The sequence below is a fragment of the Nocardia blacklockiae genome, assembly GCF_015477355.1.
Lineage (GTDB): Bacteria > Actinomycetota > Actinomycetes > Mycobacteriales > Mycobacteriaceae > Nocardia > Nocardia blacklockiae.
Genome location: NZ_JADLRJ010000012.1, coordinates 67348 through 84836 on the forward strand (window position 1 = coordinate 67348; position 17489 = coordinate 84836).

Annotated in this window: 17 protein-coding genes, 1 pseudogene and 1 riboswitch; of the genes and pseudogenes, 10 read left to right on the top strand and 8 right to left on the bottom strand. The window is 69.4% G+C overall.

What is annotated here, in order from left to right; all coding sequences use genetic code 11:
* The first annotated feature begins 121 nt into the window (after positions 1-121).
* The 3 genes and pseudogenes from IU476_RS28560 (at position 122) to IU476_RS28570 (ending at position 2648) form a co-directional block, all read left to right on the top strand.
* Positions 122-925 carry an LLM class flavin-dependent oxidoreductase gene (locus IU476_RS28560; protein WP_195105320.1) on the top strand — a complete coding sequence of 268 codons (804 nt, stop codon included), beginning with the start codon at positions 122-124 and terminating at the stop codon, positions 923-925.
* A gap of 145 nt (positions 926-1070) precedes the next feature.
* Positions 1071-1579: pseudogene (locus IU476_RS28565) on the top strand (nitroreductase family deazaflavin-dependent oxidoreductase).
* 124 nt (positions 1580-1703) lie between these two features.
* A complete protein-coding gene (locus tag IU476_RS28570; protein WP_195105321.1) occupies positions 1704-2648 on the top strand; it encodes a MerR family transcriptional regulator in 945 nt (314 codons plus the stop codon).
* A gap of 48 nt (positions 2649-2696) precedes the next feature.
* Here IU476_RS28570 and fgd read toward each other — a convergent pair whose 3' ends face one another.
* Positions 2697-3704, bottom strand: coding sequence for a glucose-6-phosphate dehydrogenase (coenzyme-F420) (fgd, locus tag IU476_RS28575; RefSeq protein WP_195105322.1), 1008 nt, complete (start codon positions 3702-3704; stop codon positions 2697-2699).
* Between the two features lie 256 nt (positions 3705-3960).
* On the opposite strand from fgd, the gene IU476_RS28580 reads away from it, so the two are divergent.
* Positions 3961-4728, top strand: a complete 768-nt coding sequence (locus IU476_RS28580; RefSeq protein ID WP_228824494.1) for an HAD-IIA family hydrolase — start codon at positions 3961-3963, stop codon at positions 4726-4728.
* Positions 4729-4742: 14 nt separating this feature from the next.
* On the opposite strand, the gene IU476_RS28585 is transcribed toward IU476_RS28580, so the two are convergent.
* The 5 genes from IU476_RS28585 to IU476_RS28605 form a co-directional block, all read right to left on the bottom strand.
* Positions 4743-5189, bottom strand: coding sequence for a MarR family winged helix-turn-helix transcriptional regulator (locus IU476_RS28585; protein WP_195105325.1), 447 nt, complete (start codon positions 5187-5189; stop codon positions 4743-4745).
* Between the two features lie 78 nt (positions 5190-5267).
* Positions 5268-5912: a DJ-1/PfpI family protein gene (locus IU476_RS28590; protein ID WP_195105327.1), complete on the bottom strand. Its 645-nt coding sequence runs from the start codon at positions 5910-5912 to the stop codon at positions 5268-5270.
* 79 nt (positions 5913-5991) lie between these two features.
* Positions 5992-7212, bottom strand: coding sequence for an O-succinylhomoserine sulfhydrylase (locus tag IU476_RS28595; protein ID WP_195105484.1), 1221 nt, complete (start codon positions 7210-7212; stop codon positions 5992-5994).
* Positions 7209-7625 carry a rhodanese-like domain-containing protein gene (locus IU476_RS28600; RefSeq protein WP_195105329.1) on the bottom strand — a complete coding sequence of 139 codons (417 nt, stop codon included), beginning with the start codon at positions 7623-7625 and terminating at the stop codon, positions 7209-7211. Before IU476_RS28600 ends, IU476_RS28595 begins: the two co-directional genes overlap by 4 nt.
* Before the next feature lie 17 nt (positions 7626-7642).
* Positions 7643-7762, bottom strand: a riboswitch (SAM riboswitch).
* Positions 7763-7808: 46 nt separating this feature from the next.
* Positions 7809-8246, bottom strand: a complete 438-nt coding sequence (locus IU476_RS28605) for an Rv0361 family membrane protein (RefSeq protein WP_195105332.1) — start codon at positions 8244-8246, stop codon at positions 7809-7811.
* Between the two features lie 285 nt (positions 8247-8531).
* Between IU476_RS28605 and IU476_RS28610 the strand changes: the two genes are divergently transcribed.
* The 6 genes from IU476_RS28610 to IU476_RS28635 all read left to right on the top strand — a co-directional run bounded on the left by IU476_RS28610 (position 8532) and on the right by IU476_RS28635 (position 16165).
* Positions 8532-9920 (top strand): FAD-dependent oxidoreductase, encoded by a 1389-nt coding sequence (locus tag IU476_RS28610; protein ID WP_195105333.1) that lies wholly within the window; start codon positions 8532-8534, stop codon positions 9918-9920.
* A gap of 63 nt (positions 9921-9983) precedes the next feature.
* Positions 9984-10856 carry an amidohydrolase family protein gene (locus tag IU476_RS28615; protein ID WP_195105335.1) on the top strand — a complete coding sequence of 291 codons (873 nt, stop codon included), beginning with the start codon at positions 9984-9986 and terminating at the stop codon, positions 10854-10856.
* 120 nt (positions 10857-10976) lie between these two features.
* Positions 10977-12074 (top strand): CaiB/BaiF CoA transferase family protein, encoded by a 1098-nt coding sequence (locus tag IU476_RS28620; protein WP_195105338.1) that lies wholly within the window; start codon positions 10977-10979, stop codon positions 12072-12074.
* 417 nt (positions 12075-12491) lie between these two features.
* Positions 12492-15107 (top strand): helix-turn-helix transcriptional regulator, encoded by a 2616-nt coding sequence (locus IU476_RS28625; RefSeq protein WP_195105340.1) that lies wholly within the window; start codon positions 12492-12494, stop codon positions 15105-15107.
* A gap of 216 nt (positions 15108-15323) precedes the next feature.
* Positions 15324-15644 carry a hypothetical protein gene (locus tag IU476_RS28630; RefSeq protein ID WP_195105342.1) on the top strand — a complete coding sequence of 107 codons (321 nt, stop codon included), beginning with the start codon at positions 15324-15326 and terminating at the stop codon, positions 15642-15644.
* Between the two features lie 113 nt (positions 15645-15757).
* Positions 15758-16165: a hypothetical protein gene (locus IU476_RS28635; protein WP_195105344.1), complete on the top strand. Its 408-nt coding sequence runs from the start codon at positions 15758-15760 to the stop codon at positions 16163-16165.
* A gap of 344 nt (positions 16166-16509) precedes the next feature.
* Here IU476_RS28635 and IU476_RS28640 read toward each other — a convergent pair whose 3' ends face one another.
* Both IU476_RS28640 and IU476_RS28645 read right to left on the bottom strand, forming a co-directional pair.
* Complete coding sequence (locus IU476_RS28640) at positions 16510-17061, bottom strand: methylated-DNA--[protein]-cysteine S-methyltransferase (protein WP_195105346.1); 552 nt, start codon at positions 17059-17061, stop codon at positions 16510-16512.
* A 134-nt stretch (positions 17062-17195) separates the two neighbouring features.
* Complete coding sequence (locus IU476_RS28645) at positions 17196-17483, bottom strand: hypothetical protein (protein WP_195105348.1); 288 nt, start codon at positions 17481-17483, stop codon at positions 17196-17198.
* Positions 17484-17489: the final 6 nt, after the last annotated feature.

Genomic DNA, 17489 nt, shown 5'->3' on the forward strand with positions numbered 1-17489 from the left:
CCAGGCGGCCGCGGATATGACCGGGAAGTAGCAAATTTCCGGAAATCACAGTCCGGCGGCCACCGCGTCGTTGCCTGCGATATGCCGGAATCGAATGTGGTGCCGCACGGTTGCACACCGCATGACCCTCGAGATCGGCACCATTCTCCCCACCTCGACCCCGGATCCCGACCATCCGATCCTCGGTGACGTCCGGGCCGCCGCCCGGCTCGCCGAGGAGCTGGGCCTGGAATCGGTGTGGTCCACCGATCACCTGATCGCCAGCGCGCCGATACTCGAGAGCACCGCGGTGCTGGCCACCGCGGCCGCGGTCACCGAACGGATCCGGGTCGGGTTCGGGGTGCTGCTGCTGGCGCTGCGTCCGGCGGCCTGGACGGCCAAGCAGGTGGCCACGCTGCAATACCTGTCTTCCGACCGGATCCTGCTCGGCGTCGGCACCGGCAACCCGGCGCACGGCGACATCGGCTGGCGCGCCGCGGGCCAGTCCTTCGCCGGGCGCGGACGGCGCACCGACGAGGCGCTCGCGATCCTCCCCGACCTGATCGCCGGACGCCCGGCCACCCTCCCCGACGGCACCGAGGTCGCCTTGTCACCGGGCGCCACCGTCCCGCCGATCCTGGTGGCGGGCAACGGCACCGCGGCCCTCCGCCGCGCCGCCACCTACGCCGACGGCTGGATCGGCCTCAACCCCGACATCGACGAATTGACTTCCCTCACCTCGGAATTGGCCGACCTCTCCGCCGAGCAGGGCCGCCCGACCCCGGCCGTGACCGTCGTCGCCATGCCGCCCGAAGATCTGGGCGAAGCGGTGGACAAGGTCTCGGCGTACGCCGCGGCAGGCGTGCAGCGGGTGATCCTGCCGCCCCTCGCCTCGGATTGGGCCGCGGGTTACGAGTTCGCGGCGAAGGTCAAGTCCGCGCTGTAACCGATGCGCCGGGTGCGAAAGGGACAGCCGCTGAACAGGTTTCGGCGACCGGACCGTGCCCGGCCGCTGGCTCCGGCGATAGGGTTCGCAATCGGCTGCTACCGATTCCTGCGGACGTCGGGGCCCGAACCGTAGTATCCCCGGCATGGTGGCACAGTTCCCGGACCGGCAATGGGGTTCGCGCACGAGTCCGCTGGGCCGAATGGCGGGCCCGTTCGCGGCGAGCAAGCTCGGCTCTCTGATAGTCCGCAAACTCACGCCCCTGGACCGAAAAGTCCTGGAGCGCACCGCAGCCCGGTACACGGTGCTGGGCCCGATCGGCGCCCCGATCATCCTCCTGACCACCACCGGCCACAAATCCGGCCAACCACGCACCTCCCCCTCCTCTACGTACACGGCGGCAACACCCTCTACATCCTCGGCAGCAACTTCGGCCAACCCCACCACCCCGCCTGGACCACCAACCTCCTAGCCAACCCGAACGCCACCGTCACCATCGCAGGCGAACGAATCCCCGTACGCGCCACCCTCATCGAAGACGAGGCGAAGAAAGAACAGATCTTCGCCGACTTCGTAGCAACCACCCGCGCCTACGCCACCTACCGCACCCGCACCACCCGCCCCCTCCGCCTCTTCGCCCTAACCCGCACCTGACCCGCGTGACCCGTCCCTTTCAAGCCAGGACTGAACGGCTCGATCCTTAAAACTCTTCTTCCAAGCGTGCCAATCGCAGCGCTGGGTTGAGTCTCCCTCAGAGGGAGACTGCAGGCTTGTGTGCATGGACGACGAGAACCTCCTCACGATCGGGGCTCTAGCCGCACGGACCGGCCTGTCGGTGAAGACGATCCGGTTCTACTCCGACAAGGGGATCGTCCCGCCGACCTGTCACAGCCCAGCCGGCTACCGCCTGTACGACGTGGATGCCTTGGCTCACTTGGAGTTGGTGCGGACGCTACGTGAGCTGGACGTCGATCTGGCCACGGTTCGGCGCGTGCTGGCCCGTGAGACCTCGCTGGCCGAGATCGCCGCCGCGCATGCCGCGGTCCTCGACGTGCAGATCCGAGCGCTGCGCCTGCGGCGTTCGGTGCTCGCGGCGGTAGCGAAGCGGAAATCGAACCCTCAGGAAATGGATCTGATGCACAAACTGGTGACCCTGTCCAATGCCGAACGGCTCCGCTTCATCCACGATTTCATCGACGCCACCTTCGGTCGTGTCGACGCCAATCCCGCGATGGTGGAACTGCTGCGTTCGAGCATGCCGGAACTATCCGACGACGCCGCCCCCGAACAGGTCGAGGCGTGGATGGAACTGGTGGAGTTGGTGCGGGACTACGACTTTCGGACGGCAGTACGGAGAATGGCGGAATATCAGGCGGCGCAACGCGCCGCCGGGGACACCACCGGCCTGCATCACGACCTGACCGAGACCGTGCGTGAGGAGGTCGGTCGAGCACTGGCGGCGAGGCTCGCGCCGGACTCGGAGCAGGCCGGTGGCATCGTCGCCGCGCTCACCGCACGCTATGCCAGGACCTTCGACAAGGCCGATGACGATCAGTTGAAGCGATGGATCCTCGAACGGCTCGAGGTCGCCAACGATCCTCGTGTCACGCGGTATTGGCAGCTGGTGGCCACGATCAACGGCTGGCCTCCGCTCCCGGATCTGGAGCCGGTGTTCGCTTGGTTCGGCCAGGCCTTGCGCACCGATCTCGACAGTCGGCACTGAAGCCGAAACCCGGTCGCCGACAATCCTTCTCGGCGACCGGTGCCCGTACTACAGCGCCCGCAACCGGGGAGCCAGGTCGCGCTGGAACAGGTCCAGGAAGCGGCGCTGGTCGTGGCCCGGGGCGTGGAAGACGAGGTGGTTGAGGCCGGCGTCGATGTAGGGCTTGATGAGGTCGACGGCCTGGTCGGGGTCGCTGGCGACGATCCAGCGCTTGGCGATCTGCTCGATGGGGAGGGCGTCGGCGGCGGCTTCCATCTCGATCGGGTCGGTGATGGAGTGCTTCTGCTCGGCGGTGAGCGAGAGCGGGGCCCAGAAGCGCGTATTCTCCAGCGCCAGTTCGGGATCGGTGTCGTAGGAGATCTTGATTTCGATCATCCGGTCGATGTCGTCCACCGTGCGCCCGGCCTTGCCCGCGCCCTCGGCGACGGCCGGCATCAGCTTCTCGGTGTAGAGGTCCATGCCCTTGCCGGAGGTGCAGATGAAGCCGTCACCGGCGCGGCCGGCGTAGCGCGCGACGAGCGGGCCGCCCGCGGCGACGTAGATCGGGATGCCGCCCTTGGGCACGTCGTAGATGGAGGCGCCGACGGTGTTGTAGTACTGGCCCTCGAAGCTCACGCGGTCGCCGGTCCACAGGGCGCGCATCAGGTCGACGGACTCCCGCAGCCGGCCGAACCGCTCCTTGAATTCCGGCCACTCGCCCTTGTAGCCGGTGGCGATCTCGTTCAGCGCCTCACCGGTGCCGACGCCCAGCATGATGCGGTCCGGGTACAAACAGCCCATTGTCGCGAATGCCTGCGCGATGACGGCCGGGTTGTAACGGAAAGTGGGGGTCAGCACCGAGGTGCCGAGCTGAATGCGCTTGGTGCGCTCGCCGACCGCGGTCATCCACGCCAGCGAGAACGGCGCGTGGCCGCCCTCGTGCCGCCACGGCTGGAAATGGTCGCTGACCGTGGCGCTGTCGAGTCCGTGTTCCTCGACGAGAACCCCGAGCTCCACCAGCTCCCGAGGGCCGAATTGTTCCGCCGACGCCTTGTACCCGAGCTTCAGTCCACTCACTGCGCCACTCCTCTTCGCTGTCGCTTATGTGCTGCGGGGCCGGCGCCCCATCGACCGAGTGCAGCGCGACGCCGCCATCGGTCATTCCCAGCGCATGTCCTCCTTCGACACTAGTCACCTGACACCGGTTATCGACACGGCACAGCACCGGCGGTCGAGCGACGTTCTGGTTGCTCGGAGGTCGCGGGAACCGAGGTGGTGTCAGAATTGAACGGTGACTGCTGACGATGAGCCCATCCTGTCCTACCTGACCGATATGGACGGCGTGCTGGTGCACGAGGATCATCTGATTCCGGGCGCCGACAAGTTCCTCACGGAATTGCGCGCGGCCGAGGTGCCGTTCCTGGTGCTGACCAACAATTCCATCCGCACCCCGCGCGATTTGCAGGCCCGGTTGCGGCACACCGGCCTGGACATCCCCGCCGAGGCGATCTGGACTTCCGCCCTGGCCACCGCGACATTCCTGGACGAGCAGCGCCCCGGCGGCACCGCCTACGTGGTCGGCGAGTCCGGCCTCACCACCGCGCTGCACGAGATCGGCTACGTCCTCACCGACAGCGACCCCGACTACGTGGTCCTCGGCGAAACCCGCACCTACTCCTTCGAGGCGATCACCACGGCCATCCGCCTGGTCGAACGCGGCGCCCGCTTCATCGCCACCAACCCCGACGCCACCGGCCCCTCCCGCGAGGGCGTCCTCCCCGCCACCGGTTCGGTCGCCGCCCTCATCACCCGCGCCACCGGCCGCGACCCCTACTACATCGGCAAACCCAACCCCCTGATGATGCGCTCGGCCCTCCGCCGCATCGGCGCCCATTCCCAATCGTCGGTCATGATCGGCGACCGCATGGACACCGACGTCATCGCGGGCCTCGAAGCCGGCATGCGCACCATCCTCGTAACCTCCGGCATCTCCACCCGAGCCTCGGTCGAGCACTACCCTTACCGCCCGACCGCTGTGGTGGACTCCGTCGCAGATCTCGTGGGCCGCACCTCCGACCCGTTCTCCGTCGCGAGCGCCTAGCCCTGCTCAGCCGGTTACTCCTTTTCGAGGCGGTCGAGGGCGGCGGACAAGTCTGTTAGGGCCTCGGCTATTTCGGCCAGGCGGGCCGGGCCGAGTTCGGCGGCGAGGCGTTGGGCCATTTCGGCGTGTTGGGGGTTGATGTGGCGGATGGCGGTGTGGCCGGCTTCGGTTACGGCTACCAGTTTGGCTCGGCGGTGGGCGGGGTTGGGGCGGTATTCGGCTAGGCCCTTGGTTACCAGGAGGTCTGCGATGCGTTGGACGCTTTGGCGGGTGATGCCCATTTCTCGGGCTATGCCGGCGACCGGAAGGGGCTCGCGGAGGATGGCGCCGAGGACCTGCCACCAGGCCGCGGTGATGCCCGCCGGGCGGGCCAATTCCTCTGCGACGGTGAGGAATTGGCCGTTGAGTTTGAAGGTGGTCACGGCGGCGGTGGCGAACAGGTCCTGTTCGGTGCGGGTCATCTGACCTCCGGTCGATGGTCGATGGTCGTGCGGATCGGCGGCAACCAACGCGCTCAGTGCGCGGGGCAACCAACGCGCTCAGTGCGCGGCGGCGGGTTCCGCGCGCTGCTGCTCGTATTCGGCGAGAGTGTAGAAGCCCTGCGGATCGTTGTTGCCGTAGAGCGCGTACCAGGCCTCGAGCACGTGCGGCTCGTAGATGCCCAAGCGCTCCAGCACCGCGCGTGCGAACTCGACCGGCCGGGCGCCGGTGGCCGTGATGAGATCACCGGCCGTCACCGCCGGTTCGGCGACGTAGTGCGCGCCGCCCGAATATTCGCTCATGGCAAGGAAATTGGGGTCGTTGCTGGTGTGCGGGCAGTTGTCGAGCAGACCCTCCAGCGCCAAGCCGAAGGTGGCCCCGCAGATCGCCGCGACCGGCACACCCGCCGCCAGGAACTCGCGCGCCTTGCGCCCGAAGGCCGCCAGCTCGCCCGGCACCCAGATGTCGGCGCCCGGCAGGATCAGCATCGCGCTCTCGGCAGGAGACAACTCGTCCAGCGTGATATCCGGCACCACGCGCATCCCGCCCGCCGACACCACCGGGTCCAGCGTCGCGCCGACCGTGCGAACCTGCCAGGTCCCCGGCTCGCGCTGCCACAGCGCCCGGTTGATGTGCGCGGTCGCGTGCCCGACCTCCCAATCGGCGAACGTGTCGTAAACGGCCATGTGCACTGTTTTCATCATGACAGCATGCTGTCACATTCGACAGCATGCTGTCAATCATCATCGCGTGCGGCATCAGGGAGATTTCCGCACGAGATCGTCAGCTCAGCGCTTGATCCAGGTCGCCGAGGAGATCCTCCACATCCTCGAGCCCGATCGAGATCCGCACCACGCCGTCGGTGATCCCCACGGCCGCACGGCCTTCCGGCCCCATCGCCCGGTGGGTGGTGGTGGCCGGGTGGGTGATCAGCGTCTTGGCGTCGCCGAGGTTGTTGGAGATGTCGACGATGCGCAGCCGGTTCAGCACCTCGAACGCGCGCTTCTTCGCCGCGCCCTCGCCGCCGCCGGAGGCCAGCTCGAAGGTGACGACCGTGCCGCCCGCCGACATCTGCTCCCGCGCCAGCGCGTACTGCGGATGTGATTGCAGGAAGGGGTATTTCGTCCACGAGACGGCCGGGTGCTGTTCGAGGAACTCCGCCACCCGCAGCGCCGACTCCGCCGACTGGCGCACCCGCAGCGGCATGGTCTCCAGCCCCTTCAGCAGCGTCCAGGCATTGAACGCGCTCAGCGCCGGGCCGGTGTGCCGCATCAGATGCTTCACGGGGCCGTCGATGTAGTCGTGCGGACCCAGGATCGCGCCGCCGAGCACCCGGCCCTGGCCGTCGATGTGCTTGGTGCCCGAATACACCACGATGTCGGCGCCCAGATCCAGGCTGCGTTGCAGCAGCGGCGTGGCGAAGACGTTGTCCAGCACCACTTTCGCGCCCGCGGCGTGCGCCAGCTCGGACACCCGGCGGACGTCCACCAGCGTCTGCATCGGGTTCGAGGGCGTCTCGAAGAACACCGCCTGGGTGGGCTGCGACAGCGCCGCCTCCCACTGCCCGAGGTCCTCGCCGTCGACGAAGACGGTCTCCACGCCCCAGCGCGGCAGGATCTCGTTGCAGACCACGAAGCAGGAGCCGAACAGGCTGCGCGCGGCCACGAGTCGATCGCCCTCGCCCAGAAGCGCTGCGAGCGCGGTGAATACGGCCGACATGCCACTGGCCGTCGCGAAACAGGCCTCCGCACCCTCGATCAGCCGCATCCGCTCCTCGAACATGGCGACCGTCGGATTGCCGTAGCGCGAGTACACGAAGTGCTCGACGTCGCCGGTGAACGCGGCCTCGGCCGCCTCGGCGCTCTCGTACACGAAACCGGAGGACAGATACAGCGCCTCGGCGGTCTCCTCGAAGCCCGAACGCCGCAACCCGCCGCGCACGCCCAGCGTCGCCGGGCCCACACCCTCGGGCAGCGGCTTGTCGAACGCGCCGCCGGTGATCACGACTGCCGCCACGGCAGTCCGTGGGCGCGCCAGCCGGCGCCGCCGCGATGACCCTGCGGATCCAGCGGACCCTCGAAGCCCTCGAGCACGTTGTAGGAGGGCTCGAAGCCGGCCGCCGTCGCCGCCGTCGCCGCGCCGATCGAGCGCTGCCCGGACCGGCACAGGAAGATCACCGGGGCATCGCCCGAGCGGTCGGCCAGCAGTTCCTTCAGCTGGTCCACGAACCCCGCGTTCGGCGCGCCCGAGCTGTCGACCCACTCGATCAGCGCCGTAGGCCGATCGATCGAACTGGTATCCGGCACCCCGACGAACCGCCACTCGGCCTCGGTCCGCACATCCACCAGCACCGCATCGGGGTTGTCGCGCAACAGATCCCACGCCTGATTCGGGGTGATGTCGCCTGCGTAACTCACTTCTCGCACCTCCTGAGAATCCGCACTTGCCGCGTCGTGAGGACACCGACGCGTGGCCAGGTCGTCACCCGGAGCACCCCACCGCGGAGGAGGGTTGCCGACCAGCGAGCCGGGGCTTGGCACTGGCGCTCATGACCTGGAAATGAGAGTGCCTGGTCACAAGGTCGCATGTCAAACCATGATTCACGGCCGATCGCAGACCAGCCAGGCGCCGTCGCCGCGGGTCAGCGTCCACGTCGAGGTGGTCTCCCGGCCGTCGATCCGGCTGGTTACCGCGGCCCGCGCGCGGTCGCCCTCGACGACGGTGTCGGTGATCTTCACGATCTCGACCGTCCTGCCGACCGCGTCCGGACCCAGCGGCGACCGGGCGGCGTCGAATCCGGCGCACGCGGTGGTGGCCCGGCGCGCGGCGTCGGAATCCGCTTGGGCGGTGGCGAAGTCGCGCACCGCGATGGCCACGCGATCGGAATCTGTGACATTCTTCTCAACCGGCCGGCTCAGCGCGAGCGCCACGACGCCCGCCAGCACCAGCACGGCGACCACCGCGGCCGCCAGGAACGGGACCGGGGAGCGGGTGCCCTCCCGCTGGTCGATCGGGGTCGGGTCGTCGGCGTCGGTCATGGGTCGATCATCCCCGGCCGGGTCGAGTGCCGCAGATCACACCGGCATTTCCCGGCGCATCCCGGGAATACCGAGGGCGGCGGCCCCCGATAGACTCAACAGAATGCCCGGCCCCGGCCGGGCGCGAACCACATCCCGACAGCAACGAAGCAGCGTCAACCGGATGTCGGATCGGCGGGGTGCAGCCCGGCCCATACGTCAACTTAGCCTAAGCTAAGAAAGACGGCTGAATAACACGGCTGAGTACATGACGACAGAGTTCTCGACCAGAGGGTGCGCGTAAGAATGACGGAATACAGTGCGACCAACCCACTGCGCATTGCGATCGTGGGCGCCGGACCGGCCGGAATCTACGCCGCCGACGCCCTGATGAAGTCCGATGCCGAGGTGAGCATCGACCTGTACGAGCGGATGCCCGCACCGTTCGGGCTGATCCGCTACGGCGTCGCTCCCGACCACCCGCGCATCAAGGGCATCGTCACCGCACTGCACAAGGTGCTGGACAAGCCGCAGGTGCGGCTGCTCGGCAACATCGACTACGGCACCGACATCACGCTGTCGGACATGCGGCAGTTCTACGACGCGGTGATCTTCTCCACCGGCGCCAACGCCGACCGCGCGCTGCCCGTGCCGGGCATCGACCTGGACGGCTCCTACGGCGCCGCCGACTTCGTGTCCTGGTACGACGGCCACCCCGACGTGCCGCGGTCCTGGCCTCTCGACGCCGAGAAGGTCGCGGTGCTGGGCGTCGGCAACGTCGCGCTCGACGTGGCGCGCGTGCTCGCCAAGACCGGCGACGAACTGCTGCCGACCGAGATCCCGCCGAACGTGTACGAGGGCCTGCGCAACAACAAGGCGCTCGAGGTGCACGTGTTCGGCCGCCGCGGTCCCGCGCAGGCCAAGTTCACTCCGCTGGAGCTGCGCGAGCTGGACCACTCGCCGACCATCGAGGTCATCGTCGACCCCGAGGACATCGACTACGACGAGGGCTCCGAGGCCGCGCGCCGCCACTCCAAGCAGGTCGACATGGTCTGCAACACCCTCGAGCAGTGGGCGATCCGCGACGTCGGCAACCGCCCGCACAAGCTGTTCCTGCACTTCTTCGAGTCGCCGCACGAGATCCTCGGCGCGGACGGCAAGGTCGTCGGGCTGCGCACCGAGCGCACCCAGCTCGACGGCACCGGGAACGTCAAGGGCACCGGCGAGTACAACGAGTGGGACGTCCAGGCCGTGTACCGCGCGGTGGGCTACCTGTCGCAGAACATCCCGCAGCTGCCCTTCGACGACCAGGCCGGCACCGTCCCCAACGAGGCCGGGCGCGTGCTCGCCGACGACAGCGCCGACGACCCGGCACAGCGGTTCGTGCCGGCCACCTACGTCACCGGCTGGATCAAGCGCGGTCCGGTCGGCCTGATCGGCCACACCAAGGGCGACGCCAACGAGACCATCGCCTGCCTGCTCGACGACGCGGCCGGTTTCACCCCGGCCGCCGAGCGCGACCCGGAGGCGGTGACAAAATGGCTGGAGGACAAGGGCATTCCGTTCACCACCTGGGCGGGCTGGTACCGCCTCGACGCGCACGAGCGCTCCCTGGGCGAGCCACAGGGTCGCGAGCGCGTCAAGGTGGTCGAGCGGCACGAGATGCTCGCCGCCAGCGAACCGCACAAAGCCTGAGCCGACCCATCGGCCGTTACCACGGCTTACGCATTCGTCACCGTTGTGAGGCATGCTGATCACGTGTTCGATGCCCATGTCCACCTCATCGATCCGCGGTTCCCGCTGAGCGAGAACGAGGGCTACCTGCCGCGGCCCTACACCATCGACGACTATCGAAAGCGGATGTCCCGCTTCGACATCGACGGTGGCGCGGTGGTCAGCGCCTCGTTCCAGGGCACCGACACCGGATTCATGCGGGCCTCGCTGGCCGAGCTGGGGCCGAGCTGGGTCGGGGTGCTCAATCCCGACCCGGACGCCTCCGACGCGGAGATCGCCGAGCTGGACCGCGCGGGCGTGCGCGCGCTGCGGTTCAATCTCAAGCGCGCCGCCGGCGACATCGTGACGCTGACCATGGCCGCCCTGCGCGCGCACGACATCGCGGGCTGGCACGTCGAGCTGTACATCGACGGGTCCATGCTGGCCTCGCTGGAGCCGGTGATCTCCAAGCTGCCGGCGCTGTCCATCGATCACATGGGCATGTCCGACGACTGCCTGCCGTACCTGCTGAACCTGGTCGATCGGGGCGCGCGGGTGAAGGCGTCGGGATTCGGGCGGGTGTCGATGAACGTCGTGTCGGCGATGCGGCGCGTCCACGCGGTCAATCCCGACGCGCTGATGTTCGGGTCCGATCTGCCCGGCACCCGCGCGGGCCGGCCGTTCCGGGACTCGGACATCGGGCTGATCGCGGACGCCGTGGGCACCGACATGTACAAGGTGCTCGAGGACAACGCACGTGCCTTCTATCGACTGCCGGTGAAGGTGCGGGCGGCCCACGAAGAGCCCGCGCCGACCCTGCCGATCCGCACGGGCGAGCCGCCGACGCTGCGGCTGGACCGCCGTGACCTGCCGAAACCCGCGCCCGCCGACACCATGCCGCTGCCGGTGATCGAGTAGCGGTTCGCCGCGGAATCGGTCGGGGATGCCCTGCCGCCGCGCGCCTCGCCGTTATTGTCATACTGACAATACCGGGCTGTGTTCCGGCAGAACGGGATCGACGAGGAACCGAGGTAGGGCGTGAGCACTCCATCCGCAGCCACCAAGCAGGGCCCGCTCGCGGGCATCCGAGTTGTCGAACTGGCCGGCATCGGCCCGGGCCCGCACGCGGCGCTGCTGCTCGCGGACCTGGGCGCGGACGTGGTGCGCGTGCAGCGACCGGGCATGCTGCCGGGATTCATGGAGCGTCCGCAGTGGCGCAGCCGCACCATCGTCGAGGCCAATCTGAAGGACCCCGCCGACATCGAGCAGGTGCTCGGCCTGATCGACAAGGCCGACGTGCTCATCGAGGGCTTCCGGCCCGGCGTCACCGAGCGCATGGGCCTCGGCCCCGACGCGGCCCTCGAACGCAACCCGCGCCTGGTCTACGGCCGCATGACCGGCTGGGGTCAGCACGGCCCGCTCGCCGACCGCGCCGGCCACGACATCAACTACATCTCGCTGACCGGCGTGCTGAACGCCATCGGCCGCAAGGGCGAGCGGCCGGTGCCGCCGCTGAACATGGTCGGCGACTTCGGCGGCGGCTCGATGTTCCTGGTGTTCGGCATCCTGGCGGCGCTGGTGGAGCGGCAGAGCTCCGGCAAGGGCCAGGTCATCGACGCCGCGATGGTCGACGGCGCGCTGGCGCTGTCGCACATGATCTGGGGCATGCGCGGGGTCGGGCTGTGGTCCGACGAGCGCGGCACCAACCTGCTCGACACCGGCATGGCGTTCTACGACACCTACGAGACCTCCGACGGCAAGTACATGGCGGTCGGCTGCATCGAGCCGCAGTTCTACGCCGAATTCCTGAAGGGCCTCGAAATCGACCCCGAGGGCCTGCCCGCGCAGATCGACCCCAACGGCCAGGACCAGCTCCGCAAGTTGTTCACCGAGAAGTTCAAGACCAAGACGCGCGACGAGTGGACGGCGGTGTTCCACGGCACCGACGCGTGCGTCACCCCGGTCCTCACCCTCACCGAGGCGACCGCGAACGAGCACATCACCGCCCGCGAATCGCTCGTGGAGATCGACGGGGTCGTCCAGCACACCCCCGCGCCCCGATTCTCCCGCACGCCGAGCGGCATCCCCACCCCGCCGCCGTCGGAGGCGACGCCCATCGAACAGGTGTGGGTGTAGCACTTTCTTCGGTCAGGCTCCCGAGTTCGCCTGTGCCACATCGGCTTCGAACGGCCAGCGGTGCGTCGGGAGACCGGATCCTCTAGGCTGCCGAAAGTCGATGGCCTGGAGGGCGACCACGGATGTCCGACCCGCATCAGGGCGGGGTGCCGTAGCACCCGAGCATCCCGCCCTCGCGAGGTAGCCGGAAATGCCTTGGGCGCAAGGTGGTCCGGGGCTCCGGTTGCCGACCGGCGACGGGGCGGACTCGGCAGCACGCCGAGCTACCGAACCGCAGCAGACCTGGTCGTTTGTTCAGTTTCCTGCGCGCTACCTGCCTGGACGTTGATAGCCGCTGCGCATCCGGCCTGGATCGGCGGCATCTGTTCAGGGTTCGTTCGCTCCGCTCACGATCGCTGAGGCACTAAAGTAATTCGCATGGCTCGGAACTGGCCGATGATCGAACGCGGAAACGAACTCGAGTCGATCCGCGCGGCTCTCACCGGTACCGAATTCGTCGGCGCGGTGCTGACCGGTGACGCGGGTGTCGGGAAGACGACACTGGCGCGGCAGGCGACGGCCGCCGTCGGGGGGAACATCAGGTGGGTGGCGGGGACCGAATCGGCCCGCAGCATCCCGCTCGGCGTCTTCGCCCACATGGTCGGCGTCTACACCGCGCACGACCCGGTGACGTTCATGGCCGCGGCGCGCGAGGCGCTGCTGGCCGACGGGCACACCATCATCGGCGTCGACGACGCCCACCTGCTCGATCAGCTGTCGGCGACGCTGCTGCTGCAGCTGGCCATCGACAAGGCGGCGCACATCGTGTGCACCGTCCGCAGCGGCGTGCAGGTGCCGGACGCGGTGACCTCGCTGTGGAAGGACGGTCACCTGCTGCGAATCGACCTGTCCCCCTTCACCGAACGCCAGAGCGTCGAGCTGGTCGAGAACATGCTCGGTGGACAGCTGGAGGGCTTCACCGCCAACCTGATGTGGGAGTCGTCGGGCGGAAACGCGCTGTTCCTAAGGCATTTGGTGGAGGGCGCGCTGGAGGCCGGCACGCTGCGTCAGGTCAACGGCGTGTGGCAGCTGCGCGGGCGGGCCGCGGTCACCTCGGAATTGGCCGCGCTGCTGGAGGATCGGGTCGAGCAGCTGCCCGAGGACGTGCTGCGGGTGCTGGAGCTGCTCACCTTCTGCGAGCCGATCGATCTGGACGTGCTGGCCGAGCTGTCGGGCGAGGAAGCGGTCGAGGCGGCCGAATCCCGCGGCGTCATAAGGATTGTCGAGAACAGTCACCAGCTGCTCGTGCGCTACAACCACCCGCTGTTCGGCGAGGTGATCCGGCGGCGGCTGGGCATCGCGTCGGCGCGGCGGCTGCGCGGCCGGCTGTACTCGTCGCTGCGGGAGCGGCCGATCAAGTCCGCCTCCGATCGGATCCGGCTCGCCGAATTGGCTTTGGACAGCGACAAATCCGCCGATCTCGAGCTGTTCGAGGCGGCCGCCGCGGATGCGATCGGACTGGCCAACATCCCGCTCGGCGAGCGGTTCGCGCGGGCGGCCGTGGAGCGGCGCGGCGGTGTCGAGTCGGCCGATCTGCTGGCGCGCGCCCTGCTGTATCAGGGGCATCGCATCGAGGCCGAACGGACGCTGGCCAGTTTCGATCCCGATCAGCTCAACGAGTTGCAGCTGGTGCGCTGGGGCAGCACGCGGGTATCCAACCTGCTGTGGTCGATGGGCGACGCCGACCGCGCCGACGAGGTGCTGGCCCTGGTGCGCGGCAAGGTCGCGCATCCGAAGCTGGCGCTGACGCTGCGCGGGCTGTCCTCGGCGTGCGCGGTCAACGAAAACCGTTTGGAGGACGCGTTCGTCGACGCCGACACCGTCATGTCGGATCCCGAATCGCCGCCGTGGGCGGTGTGGTGGGCGTCGTTCGGCGGCGGCCTGGCGCTGGCGCTGATGGGGCGCGGCGAGGCGGCACGGAAGTACGCGGCCCGCGGGCACGAGGTCGAATCGCACATCGACGGGCTGAACCGTTTCATGTCCACCCACGCCGAGGTGCTGGCGCTCACGTTCACCGGCGACCTGGAGGCCGCACGCCGTTGTGCCTCAGCGCATTTCGGCTATTCGGCGCCCGGGCAGTATCTGGCGTGGGGGCTGTCGAAGATCCTGCAGGGCACGGTCGACGTCGCTCAGGGCCGGTTTCCGGATGGGGTCGAGAATCTGGAGCAGGCGCTGGCCGCGCTCACGGCCGAGGGCGCGGCGGCGTGGATGTTCCCGGCGAGAGTCCGCCTGGCCGAAGCCTATTCGGCGCTGGGCCGGGCCGCCGAGGCCAAGGAGGTCATCACCGAAGCCGATCGGCGCGGCGGCCGGCACTCCGCGGTGTACGAACCGCAGCTCGACATCGCGCGGGCCTGGCAGGCCGCCGCCGAGGGCACCGTCACCCCGGCCGTGCGGCTGGCCCTCGCGGCCGCCGACGCCGCCGCCCGCTCCAACCAGCACGCCATCGAGGCCATGGCGCTGCACACGGCGGCCCGGTTCGGCGACCACACGGTGGCCGGCCGCCTGGCCGACATCGCGGCCCGCATCGACGGCCGCCTGGTGCAGGCGCAGGCCCGGCACGCGGTCGCGGTCGCCTCCAACGACGGTCCCGGATTGGACGCCGCCGCAGCGGAATTCGAGCAGATCGGGGCGTTGCTGTCCGCCGCGGACGCGGCCGCGCAGGCCGCCTCGGCGCACGAGCGCTCCGGCGACCGCCGCCGCCTCCTGGAATCCGCGGCCACCGCGAACCGCCTGGCCGCGGCGTGCGGCGGCGCGGGCACCCCCGCCCTGCGCCAGTCCGCCCAGCCCCTCCCCCTCACCGCCCGCGAACGCGAGATCGCCAACCTTGTCGCGGCGGGCCTGACCAACCGCCAGATCGCCGACCGCCTCACCGTCTCCGTCCGCACCGTCGAAGGCCACCTCTACCGAGCCTGCATCAAACTCGACGTCACCGACCGCGAGGCCCTCGCCGACCTCATGCGCGGCGAACCCCCAACCGGCAAGCAACGCAACTGATCCCGCGCGCATGAGCAGGTCGTGCTGCTTGGCGCGCCAGCCGACGAGCTGCCGGTCAGCCTGGAGGGTCGTGGTGCGCGATGCGTCGGCCGAGGAGCTGCCGGTCGGCCTCGAGGGTCGTGGTGCGCGACGCGCCGCTCGACGAGCTACTGGTCGGCCTGGAGATCGTGGTGCGCGACGCGCCGGTCGACGAGCTGCCGGTCAGCCTCGAGGGTCGTGGTGCTCGGCGCGCCGGCCAGCGAGCTGCCGGTCGGCCTGCAGATCGTGGTGCGCGACGCGCCGCTCGACGAGCTGCCGGTCGGCCTGCAGATCGTGGTGCGCGACGCGCCGCTCGACGAGCTGCCGGTCGGCCTGCAGATCGTGGTGCGCGACGCGCCGCTCGACGAGCTGCCGGTCGGCCTAGAGGTCGTGGTGCGCGACGCGCCGCTCGGCGAGCTGCCGGTCGGCCTGGGGGTCGTGGTGTGCGGCGGGCTGTCCTCGGCGAGATACGCCGTGGGGGACATGGATCCGGGATTTGGGATTGTGAGTGGTCCGTAATCGGAGGTTTGGCGCGGCGGGACGGTGGGAATAGTGGCGTGCGGCCGCTACGATCTGGGCTGGCGGCAGTGGCCGCCGGTAGGCGAGCGGATCGGTAAGGATGGTGCTTCGACGTGGTGCGTCGTAACCGGAACGTGCAGGCGGTAATTCGAGTCGCGCTGGGCGCGGTGCCCGTCGCGATCGCGTTGATGTGCGGGGGCGTGGCCGTAGCGGTGGCCGGTCCCGTGCAGCCGGGCGTGACCGCCCCGAAGGACCCCGCCGAACAGGACCAGCCCGCCGACTTCCGTTCCGCCGCACCCCAGAACACCGCCCCGGCCCCGCAGTCCGCTCCCCGCCCGGAGAAGAAGCCGGACAAGCCCGAACCCCCGGAGGCCCCGGCCCCTCGCACCGTCCGCATCGGCGAATTCAGCGCCCCGGTCCCCGAGGCCGTCCCCAACGAACTCGTGGACGGCGTGAACCGCACCACCGAGGGCCTCCAGAACGCCCTCACCCCCGGCGCTCCCCAACAACCCGCCAAGTAGCTCCCCGGCGTCTCCTAGGGCACAACCGATTCGGCCAGCGAGGCAACGCGGTCGACCTCAGTGACGACCTGCGCTCCCCGCCTTCACCTGACCGGCAGAATCCGTGCCGGGCTCGGTGCGCTGAGGCGACACCGCGCGAGGCGTCGTAGCCGCCCGGCCCGGTGCCCGCTGCTGGGCGGGGCCGCTTGGGCCGGGGCCGCTTGGGCGGGGGCGCTTGAGCAGGGGCGCTTGGGCGGGGGTGCTTGAGCAGGGGCGCTTGGGCCGGGGCCGCTTGGGCGGGGGTGCTTGGGCGAGGGTGCTTGGGCGGGGCGCTTGGGCGGGAGATTGTCGGCAACGTGGGGGCGTCAGAAGAGGGTGGGTTCGCCGAAGCCGGGGGTGCGTTCGATTTCGAGTAGGCGCTGTTTGGTGGTGAGGCCGCCGGGGGCGGAGAAGCCGTGTAAGGCGTTGTCGGCGGCCAGGACTCGGTGGCAGGGGACGATCAGGGGGATGGGGTTGCGGCCGAGGGCCTGGCCTACGGCTTGGGCGGCGCCGGGGGCGCCGATGCGTTCGGCGACCTGGCCGTAGGTGAGGGTGTGGCCGGGGTCGATGGCGCGGGTGACGGCGTAGACGGCGCGGTGGAATTCGGGGCTTTCGTTCTGGTCCAAGGGAATCCAGCGCAGGGCGTCGAGTTCGCCGCGCAGGTGGGCGCGGACGCCGGTGACCGCCTCGGCGATCGGCCCGGCGGGTTCGGCTTCGCGCACCCGGGAGCCGCGGCCGAACAGCTTGGACCGGGTGGCCGCGTCGGTGGCCTCGGGGAGCAGGAACCGCACGACGCCGGTGTCGTTCCACACGAGCGCGCAGGCACCGATCACGGTATCGAAGAGCGCCCCCGACATGGGCCGGTCCGATTCGAGCATGCCCTCAGTCTGCACCGCCCCACCGACAGTTCCGCCGCTACCCGAGTTCCGCTGCTACCCGTGAGCGGCGGCGCGAAGGCGGGATCCTGCTCGCAGCGCCGCGCACAGATTACGCATCCAGAAGGTCCAGAACTTCAGAACTGGACTGCTCTCGGACGCACCCCGCGAACCGAGCGGCATATCGGCTCGGACGCTTCCGACCGGCCGTTTTCCCTCTCGCACTCGCGATGCGCCCGGATGACGGCCAGCTCGTCATGCTGACGGCGGTCGTCGGTGTAGGCCAGGGACCAGTCGGACATCGGCGAGTGCGGCCGATAGCGCTCGAAGAGTTCGGCGGCACGCAGGTCGCGGTGCGGAGCGTAGCGGTACACGAGCGTCGCGAAGAGCACGACGACTGCCAGCGAGGCGAGGAAGGAGACCATGAACTC

Excerpts from the sequence above, each read along its gene's own strand:
- IU476_RS28560 (WP_195105320.1), top strand. The coding sequence starts at position 122 with ATGACCCTCGAGATCGGCACCATTCTCCCCACCTCGACCCCGGATCCC.
- IU476_RS28570 (WP_195105321.1), top strand. The coding sequence starts at position 1,704 with ATGGACGACGAGAACCTCCTCACGATCGGGGCTCTAGCCGCACGGACC.
- IU476_RS28580 (WP_228824494.1), top strand. The coding sequence starts at position 3,961 with ATGGACGGCGTGCTGGTGCACGAGGATCATCTGATTCCGGGCGCCGAC.
- IU476_RS28585 (WP_195105325.1), bottom strand. The coding sequence starts at position 5,189 with ATGACCCGCACCGAACAGGACCTGTTCGCCACCGCCGCCGTGACCACC.
- IU476_RS28590 (WP_195105327.1), bottom strand. The coding sequence starts at position 5,912 with ATGATGAAAACAGTGCACATGGCCGTTTACGACACGTTCGCCGATTGG.
- IU476_RS28605 (WP_195105332.1), bottom strand. The coding sequence starts at position 8,246 with ATGACCGACGCCGACGACCCGACCCCGATCGACCAGCGGGAGGGCACC.
- IU476_RS28610 (WP_195105333.1), top strand. The coding sequence starts at position 8,532 with ATGACGGAATACAGTGCGACCAACCCACTGCGCATTGCGATCGTGGGC.
- IU476_RS28625 (WP_195105340.1), top strand. The coding sequence starts at position 12,492 with ATGGCTCGGAACTGGCCGATGATCGAACGCGGAAACGAACTCGAGTCG.
- IU476_RS28640 (WP_195105346.1), bottom strand. The coding sequence starts at position 17,061 with ATGCTCGAATCGGACCGGCCCATGTCGGGGGCGCTCTTCGATACCGTG.
- IU476_RS28645 (WP_195105348.1), bottom strand. The coding sequence starts at position 17,483 with ATGGTCTCCTTCCTCGCCTCGCTGGCAGTCGTCGTGCTCTTCGCGACG.